The organism is Okibacterium sp. HSC-33S16 (assembly GCF_024171565.1).
Taxonomy (GTDB): domain Bacteria; phylum Actinomycetota; class Actinomycetes; order Actinomycetales; family Microbacteriaceae; genus Mycetocola_A.
On sequence record NZ_JALJZZ010000002.1, the window covers coordinates 358,741 to 378,362 of the forward strand.

21 protein-coding genes are annotated in these 19,622 nt (G+C 64.6%); 11 read left to right on the forward strand and 10 right to left on the reverse strand.

Going from position 1 to position 19,622, the window contains the following annotated elements; translation table 11 throughout:
- The first annotated feature begins 111 nt into the window (after window positions 1-111).
- Window positions 112-2,085: a cytochrome c oxidase assembly protein gene (locus tag L1277_RS06855; protein WP_253375614.1), complete on the forward strand. Its 1,974-nt coding sequence runs from the start codon at window positions 112-114 to the stop codon at window positions 2,083-2,085.
- A gap of 3 nt (window positions 2,086-2,088) precedes the next feature.
- On the opposite strand, the gene L1277_RS06860 is transcribed toward L1277_RS06855, so the two are convergent.
- Window positions 2,089-3,210, reverse strand: a complete 1,122-nt coding sequence (locus L1277_RS06860; RefSeq protein ID WP_253375615.1) for a hypothetical protein — start codon at window positions 3,208-3,210, stop codon at window positions 2,089-2,091.
- A 97-nt stretch (window positions 3,211-3,307) separates the two neighbouring features.
- On the opposite strand from L1277_RS06860, the gene L1277_RS06865 reads away from it, so the two are divergent.
- A complete protein-coding gene (locus L1277_RS06865; RefSeq protein WP_253375616.1) occupies window positions 3,308-4,630 on the forward strand; it encodes an ATP-dependent RecD-like DNA helicase in 1,323 nt (440 codons plus the stop codon).
- Between the two features lie 7 nt (window positions 4,631-4,637).
- Here L1277_RS06865 and L1277_RS06870 read toward each other — a convergent pair whose 3' ends face one another.
- From L1277_RS06870 to L1277_RS06890, 5 genes are all read right to left on the reverse strand, one after another.
- Window positions 4,638-6,335, reverse strand: a complete 1,698-nt coding sequence (locus L1277_RS06870; RefSeq protein ID WP_253375617.1) for a long-chain-fatty-acid--CoA ligase — start codon at window positions 6,333-6,335, stop codon at window positions 4,638-4,640.
- 45 nt (window positions 6,336-6,380) lie between these two features.
- Window positions 6,381-7,031: a heme oxygenase (biliverdin-producing) gene (locus L1277_RS06875; protein ID WP_253375618.1), complete on the reverse strand. Its 651-nt coding sequence runs from the start codon at window positions 7,029-7,031 to the stop codon at window positions 6,381-6,383.
- Between the two features lie 68 nt (window positions 7,032-7,099).
- On the reverse strand, window positions 7,100-7,657 hold the full coding sequence (locus L1277_RS06880; protein ID WP_253375619.1) for a hypothetical protein: 558 nt from the start codon (window positions 7,655-7,657) through the stop codon (window positions 7,100-7,102).
- Complete coding sequence (locus L1277_RS06885; RefSeq protein ID WP_253375620.1) at window positions 7,657-8,073, reverse strand: DUF4383 domain-containing protein; 417 nt, start codon at window positions 8,071-8,073, stop codon at window positions 7,657-7,659. Before L1277_RS06885 ends, L1277_RS06880 begins: the two co-directional genes overlap by 1 nt.
- A gap of 101 nt (window positions 8,074-8,174) precedes the next feature.
- Window positions 8,175-8,477: a DUF2470 domain-containing protein gene (locus L1277_RS06890; protein WP_253375621.1), complete on the reverse strand. Its 303-nt coding sequence runs from the start codon at window positions 8,475-8,477 to the stop codon at window positions 8,175-8,177.
- 132 nt (window positions 8,478-8,609) lie between these two features.
- On the opposite strand from L1277_RS06890, the gene L1277_RS06895 reads away from it, so the two are divergent.
- From L1277_RS06895 to L1277_RS06910, 4 genes are all read left to right on the forward strand, one after another.
- A complete protein-coding gene (locus L1277_RS06895; RefSeq protein ID WP_374110174.1) occupies window positions 8,610-9,563 on the forward strand; it encodes a TIGR03885 family FMN-dependent LLM class oxidoreductase in 954 nt (317 codons plus the stop codon).
- A gap of 5 nt (window positions 9,564-9,568) precedes the next feature.
- Window positions 9,569-11,242 (forward strand): alpha-amylase family protein, encoded by a 1,674-nt coding sequence (locus L1277_RS06900; protein ID WP_253375623.1) that lies wholly within the window; start codon window positions 9,569-9,571, stop codon window positions 11,240-11,242.
- Window positions 11,243-11,336: 94 nt separating this feature from the next.
- Window positions 11,337-12,608, forward strand: coding sequence for a serine hydrolase (locus L1277_RS06905; protein ID WP_253375624.1), 1,272 nt, complete (start codon window positions 11,337-11,339; stop codon window positions 12,606-12,608).
- A 75-nt stretch (window positions 12,609-12,683) separates the two neighbouring features.
- A complete protein-coding gene (locus L1277_RS06910) occupies window positions 12,684-13,211 on the forward strand; it encodes a DinB family protein (RefSeq protein WP_253375625.1) in 528 nt (175 codons plus the stop codon).
- A gap of 48 nt (window positions 13,212-13,259) precedes the next feature.
- Here the strand turns inward: L1277_RS06910 and L1277_RS06915 are convergent, their stop codons facing one another.
- Window positions 13,260-13,766 carry a universal stress protein gene (locus tag L1277_RS06915; protein ID WP_253375626.1) on the reverse strand — a complete coding sequence of 169 codons (507 nt, stop codon included), beginning with the start codon at window positions 13,764-13,766 and terminating at the stop codon, window positions 13,260-13,262.
- Between the two features lie 38 nt (window positions 13,767-13,804).
- Window positions 13,805-14,650, reverse strand: coding sequence for an SDR family NAD(P)-dependent oxidoreductase (locus L1277_RS06920; RefSeq protein WP_253375627.1), 846 nt, complete (start codon window positions 14,648-14,650; stop codon window positions 13,805-13,807).
- Between the two features lie 106 nt (window positions 14,651-14,756).
- On the opposite strand from L1277_RS06920, the gene L1277_RS06925 reads away from it, so the two are divergent.
- The 5 genes from L1277_RS06925 to L1277_RS06945 all read left to right on the forward strand — a co-directional run bounded on the left by L1277_RS06925 (window position 14,757) and on the right by L1277_RS06945 (window position 18,917).
- Entirely contained in the window at window positions 14,757-15,449 is a 693-nt protein-coding gene (locus L1277_RS06925; protein ID WP_253375628.1) for an NUDIX domain-containing protein, read from the forward strand.
- A gap of 70 nt (window positions 15,450-15,519) precedes the next feature.
- Window positions 15,520-16,368 carry an endonuclease/exonuclease/phosphatase family protein gene (locus tag L1277_RS06930; protein WP_253375629.1) on the forward strand — a complete coding sequence of 283 codons (849 nt, stop codon included), beginning with the start codon at window positions 15,520-15,522 and terminating at the stop codon, window positions 16,366-16,368.
- 6 nt (window positions 16,369-16,374) lie between these two features.
- Window positions 16,375-16,983: a hypothetical protein gene (locus L1277_RS06935; protein ID WP_253375630.1), complete on the forward strand. Its 609-nt coding sequence runs from the start codon at window positions 16,375-16,377 to the stop codon at window positions 16,981-16,983.
- Between the two features lie 208 nt (window positions 16,984-17,191).
- Complete coding sequence (locus L1277_RS06940) at window positions 17,192-18,208, forward strand: ScyD/ScyE family protein (RefSeq protein ID WP_253375631.1); 1,017 nt, start codon at window positions 17,192-17,194, stop codon at window positions 18,206-18,208.
- A gap of 103 nt (window positions 18,209-18,311) precedes the next feature.
- Window positions 18,312-18,917 carry a hypothetical protein gene (locus L1277_RS06945; protein ID WP_253375632.1) on the forward strand — a complete coding sequence of 202 codons (606 nt, stop codon included), beginning with the start codon at window positions 18,312-18,314 and terminating at the stop codon, window positions 18,915-18,917.
- Here the strand turns inward: L1277_RS06945 and L1277_RS06950 are convergent.
- Together L1277_RS06950 and L1277_RS06955 are read right to left on the reverse strand one after the other, a co-directional pair.
- A complete protein-coding gene (locus L1277_RS06950) occupies window positions 18,904-19,134 on the reverse strand; it encodes a PLDc N-terminal domain-containing protein (RefSeq protein WP_253375633.1) in 231 nt (76 codons plus the stop codon). The two genes, L1277_RS06945 and L1277_RS06950, sit on opposite strands and share 14 nt — an antisense overlap.
- Before the next feature lie 51 nt (window positions 19,135-19,185).
- Window positions 19,186-19,617: a VOC family protein gene (locus tag L1277_RS06955; protein ID WP_253375634.1), complete on the reverse strand. Its 432-nt coding sequence runs from the start codon at window positions 19,615-19,617 to the stop codon at window positions 19,186-19,188.
- Window positions 19,618-19,622: the final 5 nt, after the last annotated feature.

The window sequence follows — 19,622 nt, forward strand, 5'->3', positions numbered from 1 at the left end:
TCTCTCTCGCTTTTCAGAGGGGATGCCGCACACGCGGCATCCCCTCTGTGGGTTAAGGGACGACTTCTGGCTCCGACCGAGCGCACAGGTGCGGCATCGTAGGCTTGAGGGGTGTCTCGAGTAACCCGAATTGCTGGGCCAGCCGCCCTTCTGGCCGCGGCTTTCGTTGTGCTGTTGATCGGGTTGTCCTACGGCGGGGGAGCGGTCGAACGTCCGATCGGTGACCCGGGTCCTGTCGTCCGGTTCGGCCTGCCGATCGCGAAGATGCTCGTGAACATCGGCGCCGCCATGACGCTCGGGCCGATCCTGCTCGCTCTCTTCGCACTCTCGGCGAAAAGGGACGAGTACCACCGAGCGCTGGACATCGCGGCCGGTGGGGCAGCGCTTTACGCCGTGGCATCCGGCATCACCGGATTTTTCACCTTCCTGAACGTCACAGGAACCGCGATCACGTTCGATGACCAATTCGGGTCGAAGCTCGGCATGTTCTTCACCGAAGTCGAACTCGGACAGGCATGGCTTGCCACAACGCTCATCGCCGCAACCCTCACCGTTTTGTGCTTTGCCGTGCGCGGACAGACCCTGATGGTGTTCGTGGGAGTGTTCGCGCTCATCTCACTCGTGCCGATGGCGCAGCAGGGGCACGCGGCCGGTTCAGCCGGGCACAACGCCGCCGTCAACGCCCTCGGTCTTCACCTGCTGTTCGCTGCCGTCTGGCTGGGCGGACTCCTCACCATTGTGCTGATGCGCAACGTGCTCGAGGGCGACCGCATCGTCCCGGTGATGAAGCGGTACTCGACAATCGCATTGATCGCCTTCATCGTCGTTGCGATCTCCGGATATGCCAGCGCCGAGCTGCGGATCGGCTCGCTCGACCGGTTGCTCACGCCGTACGGGGTGCTCGTCATCGGCAAGGTGGCCGCGCTCGTGGTGCTTGGCATTTTCGGTGCGATGCACCGCACCTGGCTGATCGGGCGGATGGCAACGGCCGCCAAAACCATTGGCTCCTATTTTTGGTGGATTATCGTCGCGGAGCTTGCCTTCATGGGCGTCGCCTCCGGCCTCGCATCGGCGCTCGCGCGCACTGCGACGCCGATTCCCGAGGAACTCGGTGGCTCACCGACTGCCGCTGAACTGCTCACCGGTGAACCGCTCCCGCCTGAGCTCACGTTCAGCCGCTACTTCACCGTCTGGGACGTCGACCTCATTTGGTTGCTTCTCTGCGGCTTCGGCATCTTCTTCTACCTGGCCGGTGTGCGTCGCCTCCGTCGCCGCGGCGACACATGGCCGGTGCTGCGCACCGTGTCCTGGGTTCTCGGCCTGCTCGTTCTGTTCTACCTGACCAACGGTGGAGTCGCCGCCTATCAGGACTACCTCTTCAGCGTGCACATGCTCGGCCACATGGGGCTCACGATGCTCGTCCCGGTGCTGCTGGTGCCGGGCGCTCCAGTGACTCTTGCCATGCGCGCCATCGCCAACCGCACCGACGGGTCGCGCGGTGCCCGTGAGTGGATCCTGCTCGCCGTCCACTCGAAGTACGCCGGCTTCATCGCCCACCCCATTGTGGCCGCCGTGCTCTTCGTCGGCTCGCTCTGGGTGTTCTACTATTCGCCGCTGTTCCGCTGGGCAACGGTCGACCACATTGGGCACGAGTGGATGATCGTGCACTTCGTGCTCACCGGATATCTGTTCGTCCAGTCGCTCATCGGGATCGACCCGGTCCCGGTGCGGCTGGGCTACCCGATGCGCCTGTTGCTCCTGCTCGCCACCATGGCTGCCCACGCCTTCTTCGGGTTGTCGATCATGTCTAACGTCGGGCTCATGCTTCCCGACTGGTTTGGCGCGATGGGCCGCACTTGGGGAGCTCCGCCGCTCGTCGATCAGCAAAACGGTGGTGGCATCGCCTGGAGCATCGGCGAACTGCCGACCATCGCGCTGGCGATTACGGTGGCCATCCAGTGGAGTCGGAGCGACGCGAAAGACGCCAAACGGCTTGACCGAAACGCCGACCGCACTGACGATGCCGAACTCAAGGAGTACAACGAGCGGCTGGCGAAACTCGCCAAGTCCGACTCGGTGTCTTAAGGCCTACGAGGTTGGTTCGCCGGTCACCGTTGCCTGGACGCTGCCGTCAGACAGCAGATAGACGTGGCCGGTCATTGAGAAGTCAACATCATCGTCGTAGTGCGTGATCGAACCGTCGAAGAGAGATTGCACATCGACTTCGATGTTGGCGCTTCCCGTTGTCGTTGGGATGACCCATGACTCTGAACCGGCCTCGAGGGTGATCTCGGGGTAGTCGTCCATCGACCAGGCGGGATCGCCGTCAACCCGGTCATCAATCACGATGCCGAACGGGCATCCGGTTGGCTGGAGAACGACCTGCTCGGCGCACGTGTCGAGCTGTTTATTCACGGCCTCCTGCACGCCGTCAACGAACGTGTCGGTCGGCTCGGCGGCGACGGATGCTTCGTGCACGGTGGCCGGAACGTCAACGAGCACTTTCTCTTCGTCTGACTGCAGGTATTCGGTGGACGTCTCCACGGTGTATCGACCGGGTGTGAACACCTGCAGGTTGACGATGTTGTCGAACGCGGGCTTCTGCTCGGCAGGGGCGACCGCGCGGGTGTCCACGTCGAAGTCGTTGACGGTGAACGCTGTCGTGTGCTCGACGGACAGGTTGAGCACGGCAAGCGGGCTCACCTCGAAGGTCCACGTCGGTATGAGCGGGAACCGGGTTCCGAGTGGTGCAACCACGAACGTGGACTCGCCGTAGACGCCGTCGGCCTCGTAGGAGAAGGTCACCTCGTGCACGCCGTCGCCCACGTTCTCGTCGGCTACTTCGCTGATGTCGGTGAGGTTGGAGAGGGCGGCACCACGGAGCAACGCGTCTGAGCTGGCCTCGGGGAGCCCCGCAGCTTTGAGCTGGTTCGTGGTGAGCTTCACACCCGGCAGGGCGAGCGCGGCAGGAGCGTCCTGTGACGCCAATTCTGAGAGGTAGGTGCGCACGAGCGAACCGGGGCCGTACACGTCGCGGTTCAGGGCGCCGATCGTTGCGAGTACCGCTCCGAGCAGCAGAACGAACACGAGGGCCCAGGTGATCAGAACGCGTGATTTTTGGCTGAGCGGTGTTCGCTGCGCCGGGGCGTGAGCCTGAGCAGGAACGCCCGGCTGCGGGTACGACTCGTGCGGGGCTTGGACCTGACTCACCCCGCTATCCTATGCGGAAGGTGCGGAGCTCGGTTCGAAGCGGAATGCTCACAACCGCCGTGTGCGATATCGACGTGCCACGGCGCATACGATGAATATGCACGAAACAGGAGTGAAGGCATCCGTGACCCAGAGTAAACCGACGATCGAACTGTCTCGCGAGCAGCAGTACGTGTTCGATCTCATCGAAGGAACACGCGAGCACATCTTCGTCACCGGCCGCGCCGGTACCGGTAAGTCGACGCTGCTCAACCACCTCTCCTGGCGCACCGAGAAGCAGATCGTCATCTGCGCCCCCACCGGGGTTGCCGCGCTCAATGTGGGTGGGCAGACCATTCACTCGCTGTTTCGGCTGCCGATCGGCCTGATCGCCGACCACGACATCGAGCAAAACGATGCGCTCAAGAAGCTGCTCAACACAATCGACACTCTGATCATCGATGAAGTGTCCATGGTCAACGCAGACCTCATGGACGCCATCGACCGGAGTCTTCGCCAAGCCCGACAGCGTCGACACGAGCCGTTCGGCGGGGTGCAGGTGGTGCTGTTCGGCGACCCGTACCAGCTCGCGCCGGTCCCGGGACACGGCGATGAGCGCGAGTACATTGCCGACACCTACCGGTCCTTTTGGTTCTTCGACGCCAAGGTGTGGCAGGAGACGCAGCTCAAGGTGATCGAACTCACCGAGATTCACCGGCAGGCCGATTCCGACTTCAAGCACATGCTCAACGCCGTTCGGTTCGGGCAGGTTACCGCCGAGATTGCCGGCATTCTCAACTCGACCGGTGCTCGCACACCTCCCGACGACGGAACCATCACCCTGGCCACTCGCAATGACATCGTCAACCGCATCAATGCGGCCGCGCTCGCCAAGCTGCCCGGCCGTGCGCTCAAGGCCGAGGCCGAGGTGAGCGGTGATTTTGGCAAGGCGTCCTACCCGGCAGATGAGTCGCTCGAGCTGAAGGTGGGCGCGCAGGTCATGTTCCTCCGCAACGACTCAGGCGGGGGTGGCGAGGGCCAGCGCTGGGTCAACGGCACGATCGGCACGGTCACCAAGATCGACGTCAACGTCTTCGTCGAGGTGGATGGTGAGATCTTCGAAGTTGAACCGGTGGTGTGGGAGAAGTACCGATACAGTTACCTGGCCGCGACGAAGAAGCTCAAGAAGGAAATCGTCGCCGAGTTCACCCAGTTTCCGCTGCGGCTGGCCTGGGCTGTCACGATCCACAAGTCACAGGGCAAGACGTACGACCGAGCCATTGTTGACCTGGGGGACCGGGCATTCAGCCCCGGGCAGACCTACGTAGCGCTGAGCCGACTGACCTCGCTCGACGGGCTCTATCTCAGCCGACCGCTTCGCCCGCGCGACATCCTGGTCGATAAGGATGTCGAGCGCTTCATGCGCGGTATCGAACGCTGATCGCTCGTTAGGCGTCGGCCTTCAGCATCGCATCGCGCACCTCGCGCCGAAGCACCTTGCCGATCAGCGAACGCGGAAGATCCTCGACCACCACCACCTTCTTCGGCACTTTGTATGCGGTGAGCCCGCGACGGCAGAAGTCGCGAACAGCCTGTTCGTCGAACGCTGCGCCCGGCTTTAATACGACAGCGGCGGCGACCTGCTCACCGCCACCCGGAAGCGGCAAACCAACGACGGCGGCCTCACGGATATCGGGGTGGCCCATGAGAGCCAGTTCCACCTCAGACGGCGACACGTTGAAGCCGCCGGTGACGATGAGTTCCTTCACCCGGTCAACGATGGTGATGAATCCGTCGGGGGAGACCTCGACGATGTCTCCCGTGCGCAACCACCCGTCGTCGAGCAGCACGGCGGCGCTGTCGGCCGGGCGCTTCCAATAACCGGAGAACACTTGCGGTCCGCGGAGCAGCAGTTCGCCAGCCTCACCCGGCACCCGCTCGACCGTAGGATCTTCGGGGTCGACGACCCTGATCTCGGTGCTGGGGAAGGGCACTCCTACCGTGCCGGGCCGCCGGCTCGGGCCGATCGGGTTACCGACGGCGACCGGAGATGTCTCTGTCATTCCGTAGCCCTCGACGAGCAGCCCACCGGTCGCCTCTTCCCACCGTTCGACGATGGAAACCGGCAGGCTCATCGCTCCAGAGATGGAGAAGCGGATGCCTGTCAGGTCCACTTTTCGATGCTTCGCTTCACGCTGCAAACTGTCGTAGATCGGCGGAACGGCGGGCATGAATGTGGCTGGATGCTTCGCGAAAGCCGCAAGGACGAGGTCAACATCAAACTTCGGGAAGAGCACCAGCCGCGCGCCCATGCTCATGGCGAAGGTCAGGCACAGCGTCATGCCGTACGCGTGGAAAAGAGGAAGAACGCCGTAGAAGACCTCGGCTCCTTCACGCAGGCCGGGAACCCAGGCGCGGCCCTGCTCCGCGTTCGACCGGAGGTTGAAGTGTGTGAGCATGGCGCCCTTGGGAGTACCGGTCGTTCCGCTCGTGTACTGCAGGAGAGCGAGGTCCGCGACCTGCGGTCGTGGGTGCTTCCGCCGCAACGAGCCATGAGACATGAGCTGTGACCACGTTGTTGCACCACGAGGCCGCGACCCACTTGTCAGGGCTGCTCGCGATGAGCGCGCCTTTTTCACCGGAAGCCGGAGAGCCATTCGGGTGCCAAGAGGCATCGAGCGGGTGATGTCCACTGACACAATCGCGTCGATCGGGAGGTCGGCCGGGAAGTCGGCGACGATATCTGCGACCTTGTCCCACGCGACAACAACCCGGGCGCCATGGTCCTCGAACTGGTGCCGGAGTTCGCGTGCCGTGTAGAGCGGATTGTGCTCAACCACGACGGCACCCAAGCGAAGTGCGGCATAAAAGGCGACGACGTGCTCAGGACAGTTGGGCAAGACCAGCGCCACCCGGTCGCCCTTGGTGACGCCGAGACGACGCAGTCCTTCAGCGGCGCGATTGATGTCGGCACCAAGCTCGCCGTAGGTCATGCTCTTGCCGAAGAACTCGAGAGCGGGTTTCGACCGGAAGCGGCTGACAGCGTCCTCAATCATGTCGACCAAGGAACCAGTCGGAAGCTCGATCTCGTGTGGGACTCCGGGAGCGTATGCGTCCAGCCAGGGCTTGGTGTCGAAAGAGGTCACGCTTCTCCTTGTGGGTCGGGATCAGAGCCGTCGGGCGACGAGCGGTCAGGCGACGTGCGTTGCCTTGGCCCGCGATAGGTCAACGAACAGATCGGTGTTGAACTGATAGGCGGCACGCACTTCGTCAATGACGCGGGTGCGCTCGTCCTCATCCCACGGTACGGCGTCCAACTGGTCGCGATAGGTGTCTTTGAAACGCTTGGGCTCAGCGATATCGCCGAAAAGGTAGAAGCCGACGCCGTTGGTCTCGAACCCGAACTGACGTTGCATGAGGGTTCGGATGACCTGGCCACCGGACAAGTCACCGAGGTAGCGGGTGTAGTGGTGGGCAACGAAGCCGCCCGCCCAGACGCTCGCGACCTGCCGAATTCGTTCGACGTATGCGACGGTGGTTGGCAGCGGTACGACTTGCTCGCGCCAGTTCTCGCCGATGAGGAAACGGAGATCCTCCTCGATCGCGGGCAGCCGCGTGAGCTTGTCTGAGATGAACGGGGCCGCGACCGGATCGTTCTTCATTCGCTCAGTTGCCGCTTCGAGTGCCTGGTAGATGAAGTAGTGCTGCACCACGAGAGCGATGTAGTCGTCGACTGTTCCCTTGCCGCGCATCAAATCACCCATGAAGTCGGCGCCTTCGCTGTCGGAGTGACTGGTGCGCGTGCGCTCGCGGAGCTCCTGCGAGAACGGGATTACTGGCATCGTCGACTCCGTCGGTCAGGCGGTTAGGGTGGCCTAAGTATAGCGTGACGGCCTTGGCCGTTAGACGGTCAGTGCCCGGAATGACGGTTCGGGACCGATTGCTGCGCTGGTCCGTGGCCGTGTTCGCCGTGTGGGACAGCGAAGCTCCCCGCGTTGGTGGCGGCAAGGGCAGGAGTCACAATGCCGGCGACAGCAGCGGCACCGAGCAGCATGCCGATAAGGAAGCGGCCGGGGCGCGGATGGCGCGCCCGCGACGGTCGCGCAGAACGAGATCGTTCCGCGCGCCGCCGGGCGGTCAGGGAGAGCGCCACTGCGAGGTTCAACAGTGACGCTGCCGCCAGCGGCCCGAGGGGAAGAGCGGTGATCGCCCCGGGTACTCCGCCCACGACGCGAACAACGGTCACCAAACCCCACAGTGCGATCGGCAGGAGTGCGACAACCAGCGCCGCGTTCGGTGCGATCGCGCGACCTCGAGCCAGAACGGAAATTGCCCAGACGAGCTCGGCAAGCCCGAGCGTCACCAGAACAATTGCCACCGGCAGGGGCGAGCCTGCTCCCATCGCGAGATGGATCAGACCCGCCCCGAGCCCCGTGAGGGCTGTGACGCTTCTCAGTGTTTCGGGCATTACGCCTGAACCGTGCGGGGCGAACGTGTCGCTTTGTCCGCCGTCAGTCCGACGCCAAGCAGCACGATGGCGCTGCCGAGGTGGAGGAAGTGGTCTGCTGTGTTCAGCGCAAGGATGTTGAAGGACGTGTCGACGAGGAAGAAGCCAACGATTCCGAGCAGCAGGTAGGCGGCTCCGACCACGGTGTTGACGGTTTTCGAGGCCGGGACGGTTGAGACACCGGCGATGAGGAGCGCGAGACCAATGAGCAGGTGCGCGATGTTGTGCAGTGGGTTGACCGCAAAAATGCCGAGGAGAAGATTTCCCTCGGTCGCGATGATGTTGAGCCCGCCGGTCACGGCAAATCCGAGCACTCCGACAAGGAGATAGACAGCACCGAAGACAGTGGCGAGAAGGCGGTTGGGTGAGTTTCTCATGGTTCCTCCTGGGTTGGGTTCGGCAAATGCCGTACCCCATCCATTCGGACCCGTGCCGCGATGAGTTTGGTCTCGGGCGAAATTAGGTGACGTCGATCCTGTTAGTGGGCGCGCGCAGGGACCCCGAGCCGCGTGCAGGCAGCGTCGTAAAGCACGACAACTTCGCGTCGGATTTCCGCACGTTCCGTCACCGGAACAGACCACGGCACAACAGCGTCGCTCTCGGCACCGTTCACGGTGACCCGCCAGGTCCCGCCGGCACCATCGAGGCCCACCATGGTGGCTGCTTGGGCGTCGGGGCTGACGAATGCCTTCGCGATGAGGAGGTTGTCATCCGTGTGGTCGGTATTCATGTGGCGGAGCACGGCGGCGACGACGTTCTCGTCAAAGGTGTGGGCTGTCATGCCCTTATCCCAGTGCATGCGCTCGCCGACTGTCAATCTGGCGGGGGATACCACGGATCCGGTGACGTGCGCGAGGGCTGGCCCGTGACCCAGCGCGTCCCTATGCTCGGGGAAACCCGAAAGGCGGACTCTGTGATTCTTGGTTTCCACGCATCCCACGAACAAATTCACCCCAGGCAGCTCCTTGACGCCGTCATCAAGGCTGAAGAGGTCGGTTTCCAGGCGGCCATGTGCTCGGACCACTTCGCACCGTGGAGTTCTCGTCAGGGAGAATCGGGTTTCGCCTGGTCGTGGCTGGGCGCTGCGCTTCAGGCCACCAACCTCAAGATCGGTGTGGTCAACGCCCCGGGCCAGCGCTACCACCCGGCGGTCATCGCCCAAGCCGCCGCGACGCTCGAAGCCATGTACCCGGGCCGGTTCTGGGCGGCACTCGGCTCCGGCGAGAACATGAACGAGCACATCACCGGCGATGTCTGGCCGCGCAAGAGTCTCCGCAACGAGCGCCTTCGGGAGAGCGTCGAGGTCATGCACCGACTGCTCGCGGGTGAGGAGGTGAGCCACAGCGGTCTCGTCACCGTTGACCGTGCGCAGCTCTGGACACTGCCCGACACGCCACCTCCGCTGTTGGGCGCGGCCACCAGCCCCGAGACCGCCGCATTCGTTGCGCCGTGGGTTGACGGCTTGGCCACCGTGCTGCAGGATCCGGACTCCCTCCGCCAGGTGATCGACGCGTACCGGGGCGCCGGCGGCAGCGGTCCCGTCGTCCTTCAGGTTCACCTCAGCTACGCGTCCACCGACGATGAAGCCCAGGCCATCGCTCACGACCAATGGCGCACGAACGTTTTTGCGCCCCCGCTCTCGTGGGACATCGATACTCCGCAGGGTTTCGATGAAGCGGCTCGATTTGTCCAGCCCGCCGATCTGTCGGCGAATGTTTTGATATCGGCGGATGCTGCGTGGCACGCCGCGAAAATTGCCGAACTTTTCGAGCTGGGTTTCGATGAAATCTATCTTCACCACGTCGGTAAGGAACAGGACACGTTCCTCGATGTCTTCGGCGACCGTGTGGTTGGACAGTTCCGATGAGGGACATGAAGACCACAGACACGGCTGACCTGTGGTGGAAGAACGCCGTCGTCTATTGCCTCGACGTCGAAACTTTCCTGGATTGGAACAACGATGGCGTTGGTGACTTCGCCGGGCTCGCCCAGCGCATCGATTACCTGTCCGAGCTGGGGGTCACCTGCCTCTGGCTGATGCCGTTTTACCCGACTCCGGATCGGGATGACGGCTATGACATCACCGACTTCTACGGGGTGGACTCGCGGCTGGGTCACCATGGCGACCTCGTCGAAGTGCTCCGCATGGCGAAGGACCGGGGCATCCGTGTCATTGCCGACCTCGTGGTCAACCACACCTCGGATCGGCACCCCTGGTTCACGGCGTCACGGTCGAGCGTCGACTCGCCGTACCGCCACTTCTACGTGTGGCGCTCTGAGCCACCGAAGGACCAGCCGCAGACCGTATTCCCCGGCGAGGAGTCAGGCATCTGGGAACTCGACGAGAAGACCGGCGAGTACTACCTTCACCGGTTCTACCGGCACCAACCCGATCTCAACGTCGAGAACCCCGCGGTGCGCGAGGAGATCGCCAAGATCATGGGCTTCTGGCTCGAGCTGGGGCTCAGCGGCTTCCGCGTCGACGCCGTACCGTTTTTTATCGAGGGTGACCCCGGCAGCGCCTCCGGCGATGAGTATGGCGACCCGCACTCCTACTTGAAGTCTTTGCGGGCGTTCCTCGGGCGGCGCACAGGTGACGGCATTCTCCTCGGCGAAGTTAACCTGCCGCGTGAGGAACAGGTGACGTTCTTCGGTGGTGAGGCTCTCGACGAGCTCACCATGCAGTTCGACTTCGTGGCGATGCAGAAGTTCTATCTCTCGCTGGCCCGGGAAGACGCCTCTCCACTGGCCGAGGCGCTCACAACTCGGCCGGAGCTCGGCCGCCCGGCGCAGTGGGCAAACTTTCTCCGCAACCACGATGAACTCACCCTCGACAAGCTCACCGACGACGAACGGGAGGAAGTTTTTACCGCCTTTGCTCCCGACGACGATATGCGGGTCTACGGGCGGGGCATCGTGCGTCGCCTGCCCACGATGCTCGGCGGCGACCCGCGCCGCATCCGCATGGCGTACAGCCTGCTGTTCTCGCTCCCTGGCACCCCGGTCCTGTTTTACGGCGAGGAGATCGGCATGGGCGAGAACCTCGCGATCGGTGGTCGCGAAGCCGTGCGTTCACCGATGCAATGGACGCCCGAAAAGAACGGCGGGTTCTCCCAGGCGCAGGCGCGGCGCCTCACCGCTCCGGTCACCGGAGACGGCTATGGCCCTCAATTCGTCAATGTCGCTGAGCAGCGCCACGACCCTGACTCGCTGCTCAGCTTCATCCGCACCCTCATTCGCCTCTACCGCAACTCATCGGAAATCGGCTGGGGTGCGTTCGAGGTCCTCGACCAACCGCACAGCGCGGTCCTCGCCCACACCGTCAGCGCGGCAGAGGGGCGCATGGTGGCGCTGCACAACTTCAGCCCCAACGCGGTCAGCATTCCGCTGACCATTCCGAAAGCGGATGCCGCCACGCGCCTCGTCGATCTCCTCGGCACCGGTGATGTGGCGCTCTCCGACACGGGGAGCACCGACGTCGAACTCGAGGGTTACGGCTATCGCTGGCTGCGGGTCATCGACCCCGGCAGCCGGCGACTGTATTGATCAGATAACGGAATGCTTACGGTGCTCGCTGGTCCCCAACTGGGGGACACGGCTCGGGATAGACTCCCCACCTGTACGGCCGTCAGGGGGATGGATGAGAACTCACACTGTGCGACACGTCGCAGCACTCGTTCTTGCAACGAGCCTGATCGCCGGTCTTGCCGCCTGCTCCGGACCGGTCAAGGCATCCGTCGATTTCCCTGAGCAAGCCTCGGGCGACCTTCCTGCGGCAACCACGGAACAGCTCGACGCGGCGCTGGCCAACGGCATGGCGCTCAGCGCGGCACCGGGCGCGATCGCGGGTGTGTGGGCACCGTGGTCCGGTCACTGGACATCGGCGGCCGGAACCGTCGCGCCCGGCGGAGCACCGATGGCGCCAGACATGCACTTTAGAATCGGCGACAACACCAAGCCGATGACCTGTGACGTGCTGTTCTCACTGGTCGACGCCGACAGGATGTCGCTCGATGACCAGGTATCGGAACACGTGCCAGGTGTGGTCGGAGTTGATGGCCTCACCCTCGGCCAGCTCTGCCAAAGCACATCGGGACTCGGCGACTACGCGTCGCAGCTGAAGCAGTACTTCGCCACCAACCCCCAGCGCCTCTGGACGCCGATGGAGCTCGTGTCTCACGGAGTGTCCTTCCCCACAACAGGAGCGCCCGGGGCGAAGTATGCCTCGTCAAACACCAACTACGTGCTGCTCGGCCTCGTGCTTGAGGCAGCCACCCACTCGAGCATGGCGACGCTCCTCAACGACCAGGTGTTCGAGCGGTTGGGGCTCGAGAATACGTCGTTCCCCGGCCCGCAGGACGTCGCCCTGCCTGCGCCGTTCGCACCCGGCTGGGAGATCCCGCGCCAGCCGGACGGGACCCTCGCCTGCGACGCGCCGACCGATGAGTCGAAACTGTCGAACTCGATGGTCTTCTCGGCGGGCGGTGTGGTCTCGACCATCGACGACCTCAAGCAGTATGTGCAGGCTCTCGCGGCCGGCGCGCTGCATACGGACGCAACCGACGAGGAGGCCTGGAAGACCGTACCCATCGCCGACGACGCCCCGGCGTGGCAGGGGTACGGTCCGGGTGCGCTGCAGATGGGGCCCATGCGTGGCCAGGCCGGCTACATTCCCGGGCATCTGTCGGCGATGCTCGCCGATCCCGAGTCTGGGCTCACCGTTGTGGTGATGCTCAACAACTCGACGGCCGGCAAGGAGTTCGCCCAGCTGCTCGCCATGAAACTCGCCGCCATCGCGTTGAAGTCGGCACCGGCCGACGGGCGCGAACGACCGGCAACCGGACTTCCGTGGTCGGAAGAGCAGATGAGCGAGCAGCTCACCGCGCGCGGTATCTGCCAGCCCGCAGCCTGAGGGCGTGGCCGGAACTCGTCGAGAATCGGCGTTTTTCCCGTGAGGGCGGGATCGCGAAACCCGTAGGGTGGGCTCATGCCGATAACCCCCGACACCAAAAACTGGACCTGGGTGCTCGAGCGCCCCTGCCCTGACTGCGGCTGTGACGCGAGCAGTGTGCAGCTCGTTGACGTGCCGCGCATCCTTCGTGAGAACGCGGCCGCGTGGCCCGCCGTGCTGCTGCGACCTGATGTGCGGGATCGCCCGAACGACTCGACCTGGTCACCGCTCGAGTACGCCGCACACGTGCGCGATGTGTTCCGTATTTTCGACACGCGTCTTGCTGCACTCCTGTCGGAGGACAACCCCGAGTTCGAGAACTGGGACCAGGACGCCACCGCGATGGCCGAGCGCTACGGTGAGCAGGACCCGGCCTTTGTCTCTGCCGAGCTCGTCTCGGCCGGGCACCAGCTGGCCGACGCGTTTGAAGCGGTACCGCTCGAGGCGGTCGGGCGCACCGGTCGTCGGAGCGACGGTGCCATCTTCACGGTCGAGACGCTCGGGCAGTACCTCGTGCACGACCCGGTGCACCACTTATGGGATGTCACCGCCTCGACATCGTAAGCGGCCAGCGGGCCGCGCCACGTGGCATCCGCTGGTCTCCGGAGAGGATCAGGAAACGGTCGTGCCGCGCTCCACGTCGATCTCGGGCTGGTTTTTGTTCGGCACGATCAGCACCGGGCAGCTGGCGTGCGCGACGCAGGCTGAGCTGACCGAACCGATCAGCAGGCCGGTGAAACCGCCATGGCCGCGGCTGCCGAGAACGAGCATCTCGGCGTCGGCGCTATAGCGAATGAGGGTGCGCGCCGGCACTCCCTGCAGCACGGTCAGGGTGAGGTTCGCTGGGCGGTCGTCACCGAACGCCGCGGTGACAGCGTCGTCGAGCAGTTTCTCGACGTCTTTCTCGGGCGTCCAGCCCGACTCCGACTGGTAGAAGTCGTACATCGAGTGTGCCTTCTGCCAGACGGCGATGGCCTCGAGCCCCGTGCCGAGAGCCTCAGACAACCGCCGCCCATGGCGGAGAGCTTTCACTGAAGATTCAGATCCGTCGATGCCGACGAGAATGGCCGGAGCCGGTGACGTCTTCGATGAGACCAGGCCGGTGTGTGCGTCGCTCATGGTGCCAGTATGCCCGGCATCGGCTGGGGGAGGAAGCGTCAGTATCGCTGGGGAGTCGTGCTCGACACACCCACCAGTGCGGCACTCTTCTCCCACAGCTCGCGGGCGAGCGCGGTGTTGTATGCCAGCGGGCTGGCCTTGGCGAGGTGCCGTTTCACGTAGTACGCGCCGGAATACCAGTCGACCCCCGGCATTGTCTGCGCCAGCCAGACCAGGGTGTCTGCGCCTTGCTCGGGCGTGGTGAGGAGTACGCGGAAGATGCTGCGGTAGATGTGGCGCATTGCCGTTGTCGATCCGTCCGCGAAGTTGGTTGCGACGACACCGGGGTGGAAAGCCGCGGCGGAGAGCCCCTGGTCGCCGAACCGGCGGTGCAGCTCGGTGGTGAAGAGAATGTTGGCGAGCTTCGCGTTTCCGTAGGCCCGGTTCTCGGAATAGCCGTGCTCCAGCTGAAGGTCGTCGATGTCAAACGCAGCGAACCGCGCATGGGCAACGCTCGAGGTGTTGATGACGCGGGCGTTGCTCTCGATCAGGCGATTCTTCAGGAGGGAGGTCAACAGGAACGGCGCGAGGTGGTTCACCTGGAACGTCGTCTCGTTGCCGTCGACGGTGAGCGTGCGGTCGCCGAAGATGCCGCCGGCGTTGTTCGCGAGAACGTCGATGCGCTCATAGCGTTCGAGGAGATGCGCGGCGAGGTCGCGAACGTCATCGAGGCGGGCGAAATCAGCGGTGACGGATGCCACGCCCAGCGCGGTCGCCACGCCCCGGGTCTTCTCCGGGGAGCGGCCCACAACAACAACGGTGTCGCCGGCCTCGTGCAGCCGCCGTGCGGCAACCGCACCAATTCCGTCGCTGGCTCCAGTGATAACGACGGTGCGTGCGGTCATGACCCCTCAATTCAATTGCGTGTGTCGAGTTGAAGCCTAGGCGGCTGGGCTGTCAGACTGCCCCCGTCGACACTGGTCGACGCGGCGGCTACGAGCGGAGATCCTGATGACGACACCACGCGACATTTCCGGCGCCCCCGGCGGCCGGCCCGGTGCCGACCTGCCGGATTCGCGCGGGCGCACCGGCCTGGACGGCGTCGGACGGCACCTCGACCGCAATCCCGACGTCGTGGTGACGAACGTCGAGGTCACGTCCGACGGCTGGCACGTCTTACGGCGAACCACGTTCGACTATCGCCGCGGTGACGGCCGTTGGACGACAGGGCAACAGCGCGAAACCTATGACCGCGGCAACGGCGCCACCATTCTGCTCTACGATCCCGAGCGCCGCACGGTGCTGCTGACGAAGCAGTTTCGGTTTCCGGCTTACGTCAACGACCACCCCGACGGCATGCTCATCGAAGCGGCCGCCGGGTTGCTCGACGCCGATGACCCCGACACGGCGGTCCGGCGTGAGGCGCAGGAAGAACTCGGCGTCGAGGTTGGCGAACTCAGTCACCTGTTCGACCTGTACATGAGCCCGGGATCGGTGACCGAGCGGGTGCACTTCTACGCGGCGGTGTATTCAGAGTTGGACCTGCGCGGCGCCGGCGGTGGCCTCGAAGACGACGGTGAAGACATCGAGGTGCTGTCTGTGCCCTTCGCGGAGGCGCTCGAGATGGTCGACGATGGCCGGATCGTCGACGGGAAGACGGTCATCCTGCTGCAGTGGGCGGCGCTGAAGGGCATGCTCACTTGACAACGGTGAACCGGCCCTGGCCGCAGCGCAACCCGTGGCGGCTCGGATGCGGCGGGGATAGCCTGACCACATGACCCCGAGCGACATTTCTGCCGCCGACCCCGCCCTGATCGGTCCGATCGAGCCCGACCGGCTGCACGTCATGAGTTGGAACATCCGTCGCCCGATCCCGCACCTCGGCCGCCGCCACCCTGACCGGTGGGAAGACCGTCGGTGGTTGCTTATGCGGTTGCTCGCGAGTGAGCAGCCGTCGGTGATGGGATTGCAGGAGGTCATGCCCGAGCAGCTGCACGTGCTCGCAGCGGCCCTCGGCCCGTCGTGGCAGTGGATCGGCTACGGGCGCAACGCCGACCACGGCGGTGAACACTGCCCTATCTTCTTCGACACGGGACGACTGCGGCTGGAATCGTGGAAACAGGTTGCACTCTCGGAGACGCCCGGAGTGCCGGGATCCCGGTCGTGGGGAAATATGGTTCCACGCGTTGCCGTTGTGGCACGGTTCACCGACCTCAGCACGGGCGCGTCGCTGCAGATTGTCAACGTGCACTTTGACCACCTGTCCCGCAAATCGCGTTACCGATCGGCTCGGCTCGTGAGCGACCTCGCGTCCTCGGCGACCGGTGCGGTGGTCGTCATGGGTGATATGAACACGACCCCTCGATCGGCGCCGTACCGCTACCTCACGAACGAGGGCGGGCTCCGCGATAGCTGGGTGATCGCCCGGTCGCGGCTCACCGAGTCCTGGGGCACGTACTCTGGATACCGTCCGCCCAAGCACGGAGGCAAGCGGATCGACTGGATCCTCGTCAACGACTCAATCGACGTGGAGCTTGCGGCGATCAACATTGCCCGGTTCGGCGGTGCAGCGGCATCCGATCATGAACCCGTGCAGGCTGTCCTGCACATCACGAAGGAGTAACCGAGAGTGACGACGTCCACGACCGGCCACCACTGGCTGGTCGCCAATTTCCTGCGCCCGGCCACAACGGCTGGCCAATGGTTCGCCGACGTCGTTCGCCTGCTCGGGCTCGCCAGCCTGGTGGTTGTCGCCATCGGCTGGGGATTCGTCGAGATGGCGGTGTTCGCCCTCGCCTTGCTTGGCGTGGTTCTGCCCCGGTTCCTCGGAGCGGGCGCCGTGCTCGACGCCGCCTTCGGGCTCGCCGTCCTGATCGCGGCGTGGAGCGCCGTCGTCGACCTCTACAACATCGTCTCGTGGTGGGACATCGTCGTCCATTTCGTGCTCAACGGACTCGTCGCCGCCGTGGCCTGGCTGCTCTGCCTGCGGCTCGGCGTGGCCTTCCCCGGTGCCGGGAAACGGCGCAGGTTTGCGCTCACCGTGGTGTTCACCACCGCGTTCGGGCTCGCCACCGGTGCGCTGTGGGAAATCGGGGAGTGGCTCGGCCACACCTACATCGACGACACCATCTACGTGGCATACAACGACACCATCGGTGACATTGCCGCCGGCGGTGCCGGTTCGGTTCTCGCCGGCTGTGTCATGTCGCCGCTCGTGGGGGCAGTTCGACGCGCCTGATGGCATCCGTTCGACAAAGAATGCGCAGCCTGCAACCCGGCTGACCTCTTGACGCCCCGCGGTGCTGGGAGAAGGATGGGCGCGAACTTCCCCGTTCCGCGGGGTCACTGACCTGCAGCGAGTGCCGAAAACGTGAACTCCGTTCCCCCTCCCCGCCGCGGTTGAGAAGCCGACCGGCTCCTCAGGTGCACAACCAGAGGGAAGAACAATGACAATTCACCATCGGCTGCTCAGCGCAGCCGCCGTACTGGCACTCGCCGTGCCAACGGTCATGGTCGCCTCGTCGGCCAGCGCAACCCCCGCCCCCACCCCGAGCGAAACCCGGGTGCTGGCGTCGGGACTCGAGGGAACGAGCGGCGGAGCCATCGGCCCCGACGGTGCGCTTTACGTGACCGAGGGCGCCATTGGCGTCGTCACCAGGATCGATCCGCTCACCGGCGCGCAATCGACGTTCGCGAGTGGGCTTCCGCCCGCGATCATCGACATCGGCGGGGCCATCGACATCGCCTTCCACGGCCGGACCGCCTACGTGCTCGTCTCCAATGTCGGGGCCGACTTCGAAGGAACAAATACCGACGGCATCTACCGGGTTGACGGCCCGTCGAGTTTCACGGTGATCGCCGACATCGGCACCTGGTCACGTGAACACCCGCCGACCACGGCCTTTGACCTGCCATCGGGTGTGCAGTTCGCGCTGCAAAGCGTGCCTGGCGGATTTCTCGTGTCAGACGGTCATCACAACCGGGTGCTTGGCGTTTCACTGTCGGGCCGTATCCTGCAGCTGAAGCAGTTCGACAACATCGTGCCGACGGGTCTCGAGCTATCGGGGACAACGGTATACATGGCTGAGGCCGGGCCGATTCCGCACAACCCGGCCGACGGTAAAGTGATCGCCCTCGGGCTCCGCAATCCCAGGATCCACACCGTCGCGTCGGGCTTCAGCCTGCTCACCGACGTTGAGGTCGGACCGTGTCGCGGCGTCTACGCGCTCTCACAGGGTGACTCGCCGGGCACCGTGCCCGCCGGCTCCCCCGCGTTGCGGGACAGCGGCGAACTCCTGCTCGCGCAGAAAGACGGCAGCTTCGCTGTTGTCGCCGGCGGGCTCGACCTGCCCACCTCGGTCGACTTTGTGGGCAACACCGCTTACGTCGTGGCTGGCGCGGGTGAGGTCCTGGTGATCAGCAACGTCTCGCCCGCGTGGACGAGTGGCGGCTGTCGTCGGTAACGAAAAATCTGGAGAGACGGATGCCGCCGACCGGCATCCGTCTCTCCTCGCGTCGGGGCGTCGAAAGCGTGCGCTCCCCGAACGTTCGCGAGAGAATGAGAGGGTGCCCCTTTTTCGACGTCGCCGCCCCCGAGTGAACGTCGGCAGATACAAGCCGCTGCCCCCGGAGCCCATCGCTCCCATCGACCGTGTGGTCGAGGAAGGCGTGATGATCACCGCGTCGTCCGTGCGGATGGCCATTAAGAACAAGGTCATTGTCGGTGCCCTGCGCGACGACCTGCGATTCGACGCCGACGCGCTCGGGGAGGCTGCTCGCGACGAGTTTCTCGCGCTCGCCGACGAGAACACCGCCACCGCGAAGCGGCTCGAGCGGCTCGGGCACTGGGCCTACTCGACCGGTGACGCCGACTTCGGCGACCCGTTCGTTGACGAAGACGAGATCGATGAAGAACACCGGCGGCGGCCGCAGGTGCACCGCGAGCTCGCGGCAGCGTTGAGGGCCGAGGCGGAGAATCCCGACAGCATTCGTGCGATCGTCGAGCAGGCGCGTGATGACGCGTGGGAAGAGATCGGGCGCGAGCTCCGGTCGAAGCTGCGGAACACCGGTTACAGTCGCGAGAACGACCCGAAGTACGAGAAGATGCGGGCGAAGCGCATCAAGGAGTTCGTCAAGACCGACCTGGCGAGCCTCCGGGTCACCGACGACTAAGCCGGAGCACTGCCGTCAGCGGCACTGGTCCGGCGGTGAACCAGACGATTGCTGCGACGACGGGGCAGAACACCACCGCTGCGATCCAGAGCACTCGACCTGTCAATCCCAGCTCGGGCGTCCGCAGAATCCGACGGGCCGCGTAGGCCAGCGCCGCGAGGTACAGAATCGCAGCTGTGCTCGTGGCAGCCACCGCGAGCGTGACATCGGCAGTCATGGCAGCCCCTTCGTCGAGTGTCTTCACCGTAGGGTGCCCGTGGTGTGGCGGTCAAGGAGATATGTCATCGGGGGCGACTTCGATGACCTGCCCGCTGGCATCCGTCACATATCGACCTTTCGACAGATCGAGAAGGACGAGGCGATTGCCGAACGGGTCCGCCGCGACCGCCGCGCGGCCGACGGGGATATCCACTGGTTCAGCGACAACGGTTCCGCCGGCAGCAACAATGTCGGCAAGTGCGTCGGTGACGGATGCCACGAGCCAGTTCACGTCCGCTGCCAGGGTGGTACTGACGACGAGTTCGGTGTCGCTTCCGGGAAGCGCTACTCCGGCCTGACCGACAGCATCGTTGCGCCAGAGCAGTTTCTGGTGCAGGCGGTCGCAGTAAAACTGAAGGCCTTGATCGAGGTCGGGCACCGGGACGGTGATCGCGTCAACGGAACGCAGAACCGAGTCGTGCGCACTCGGCTTCTCGTCCATTGCCC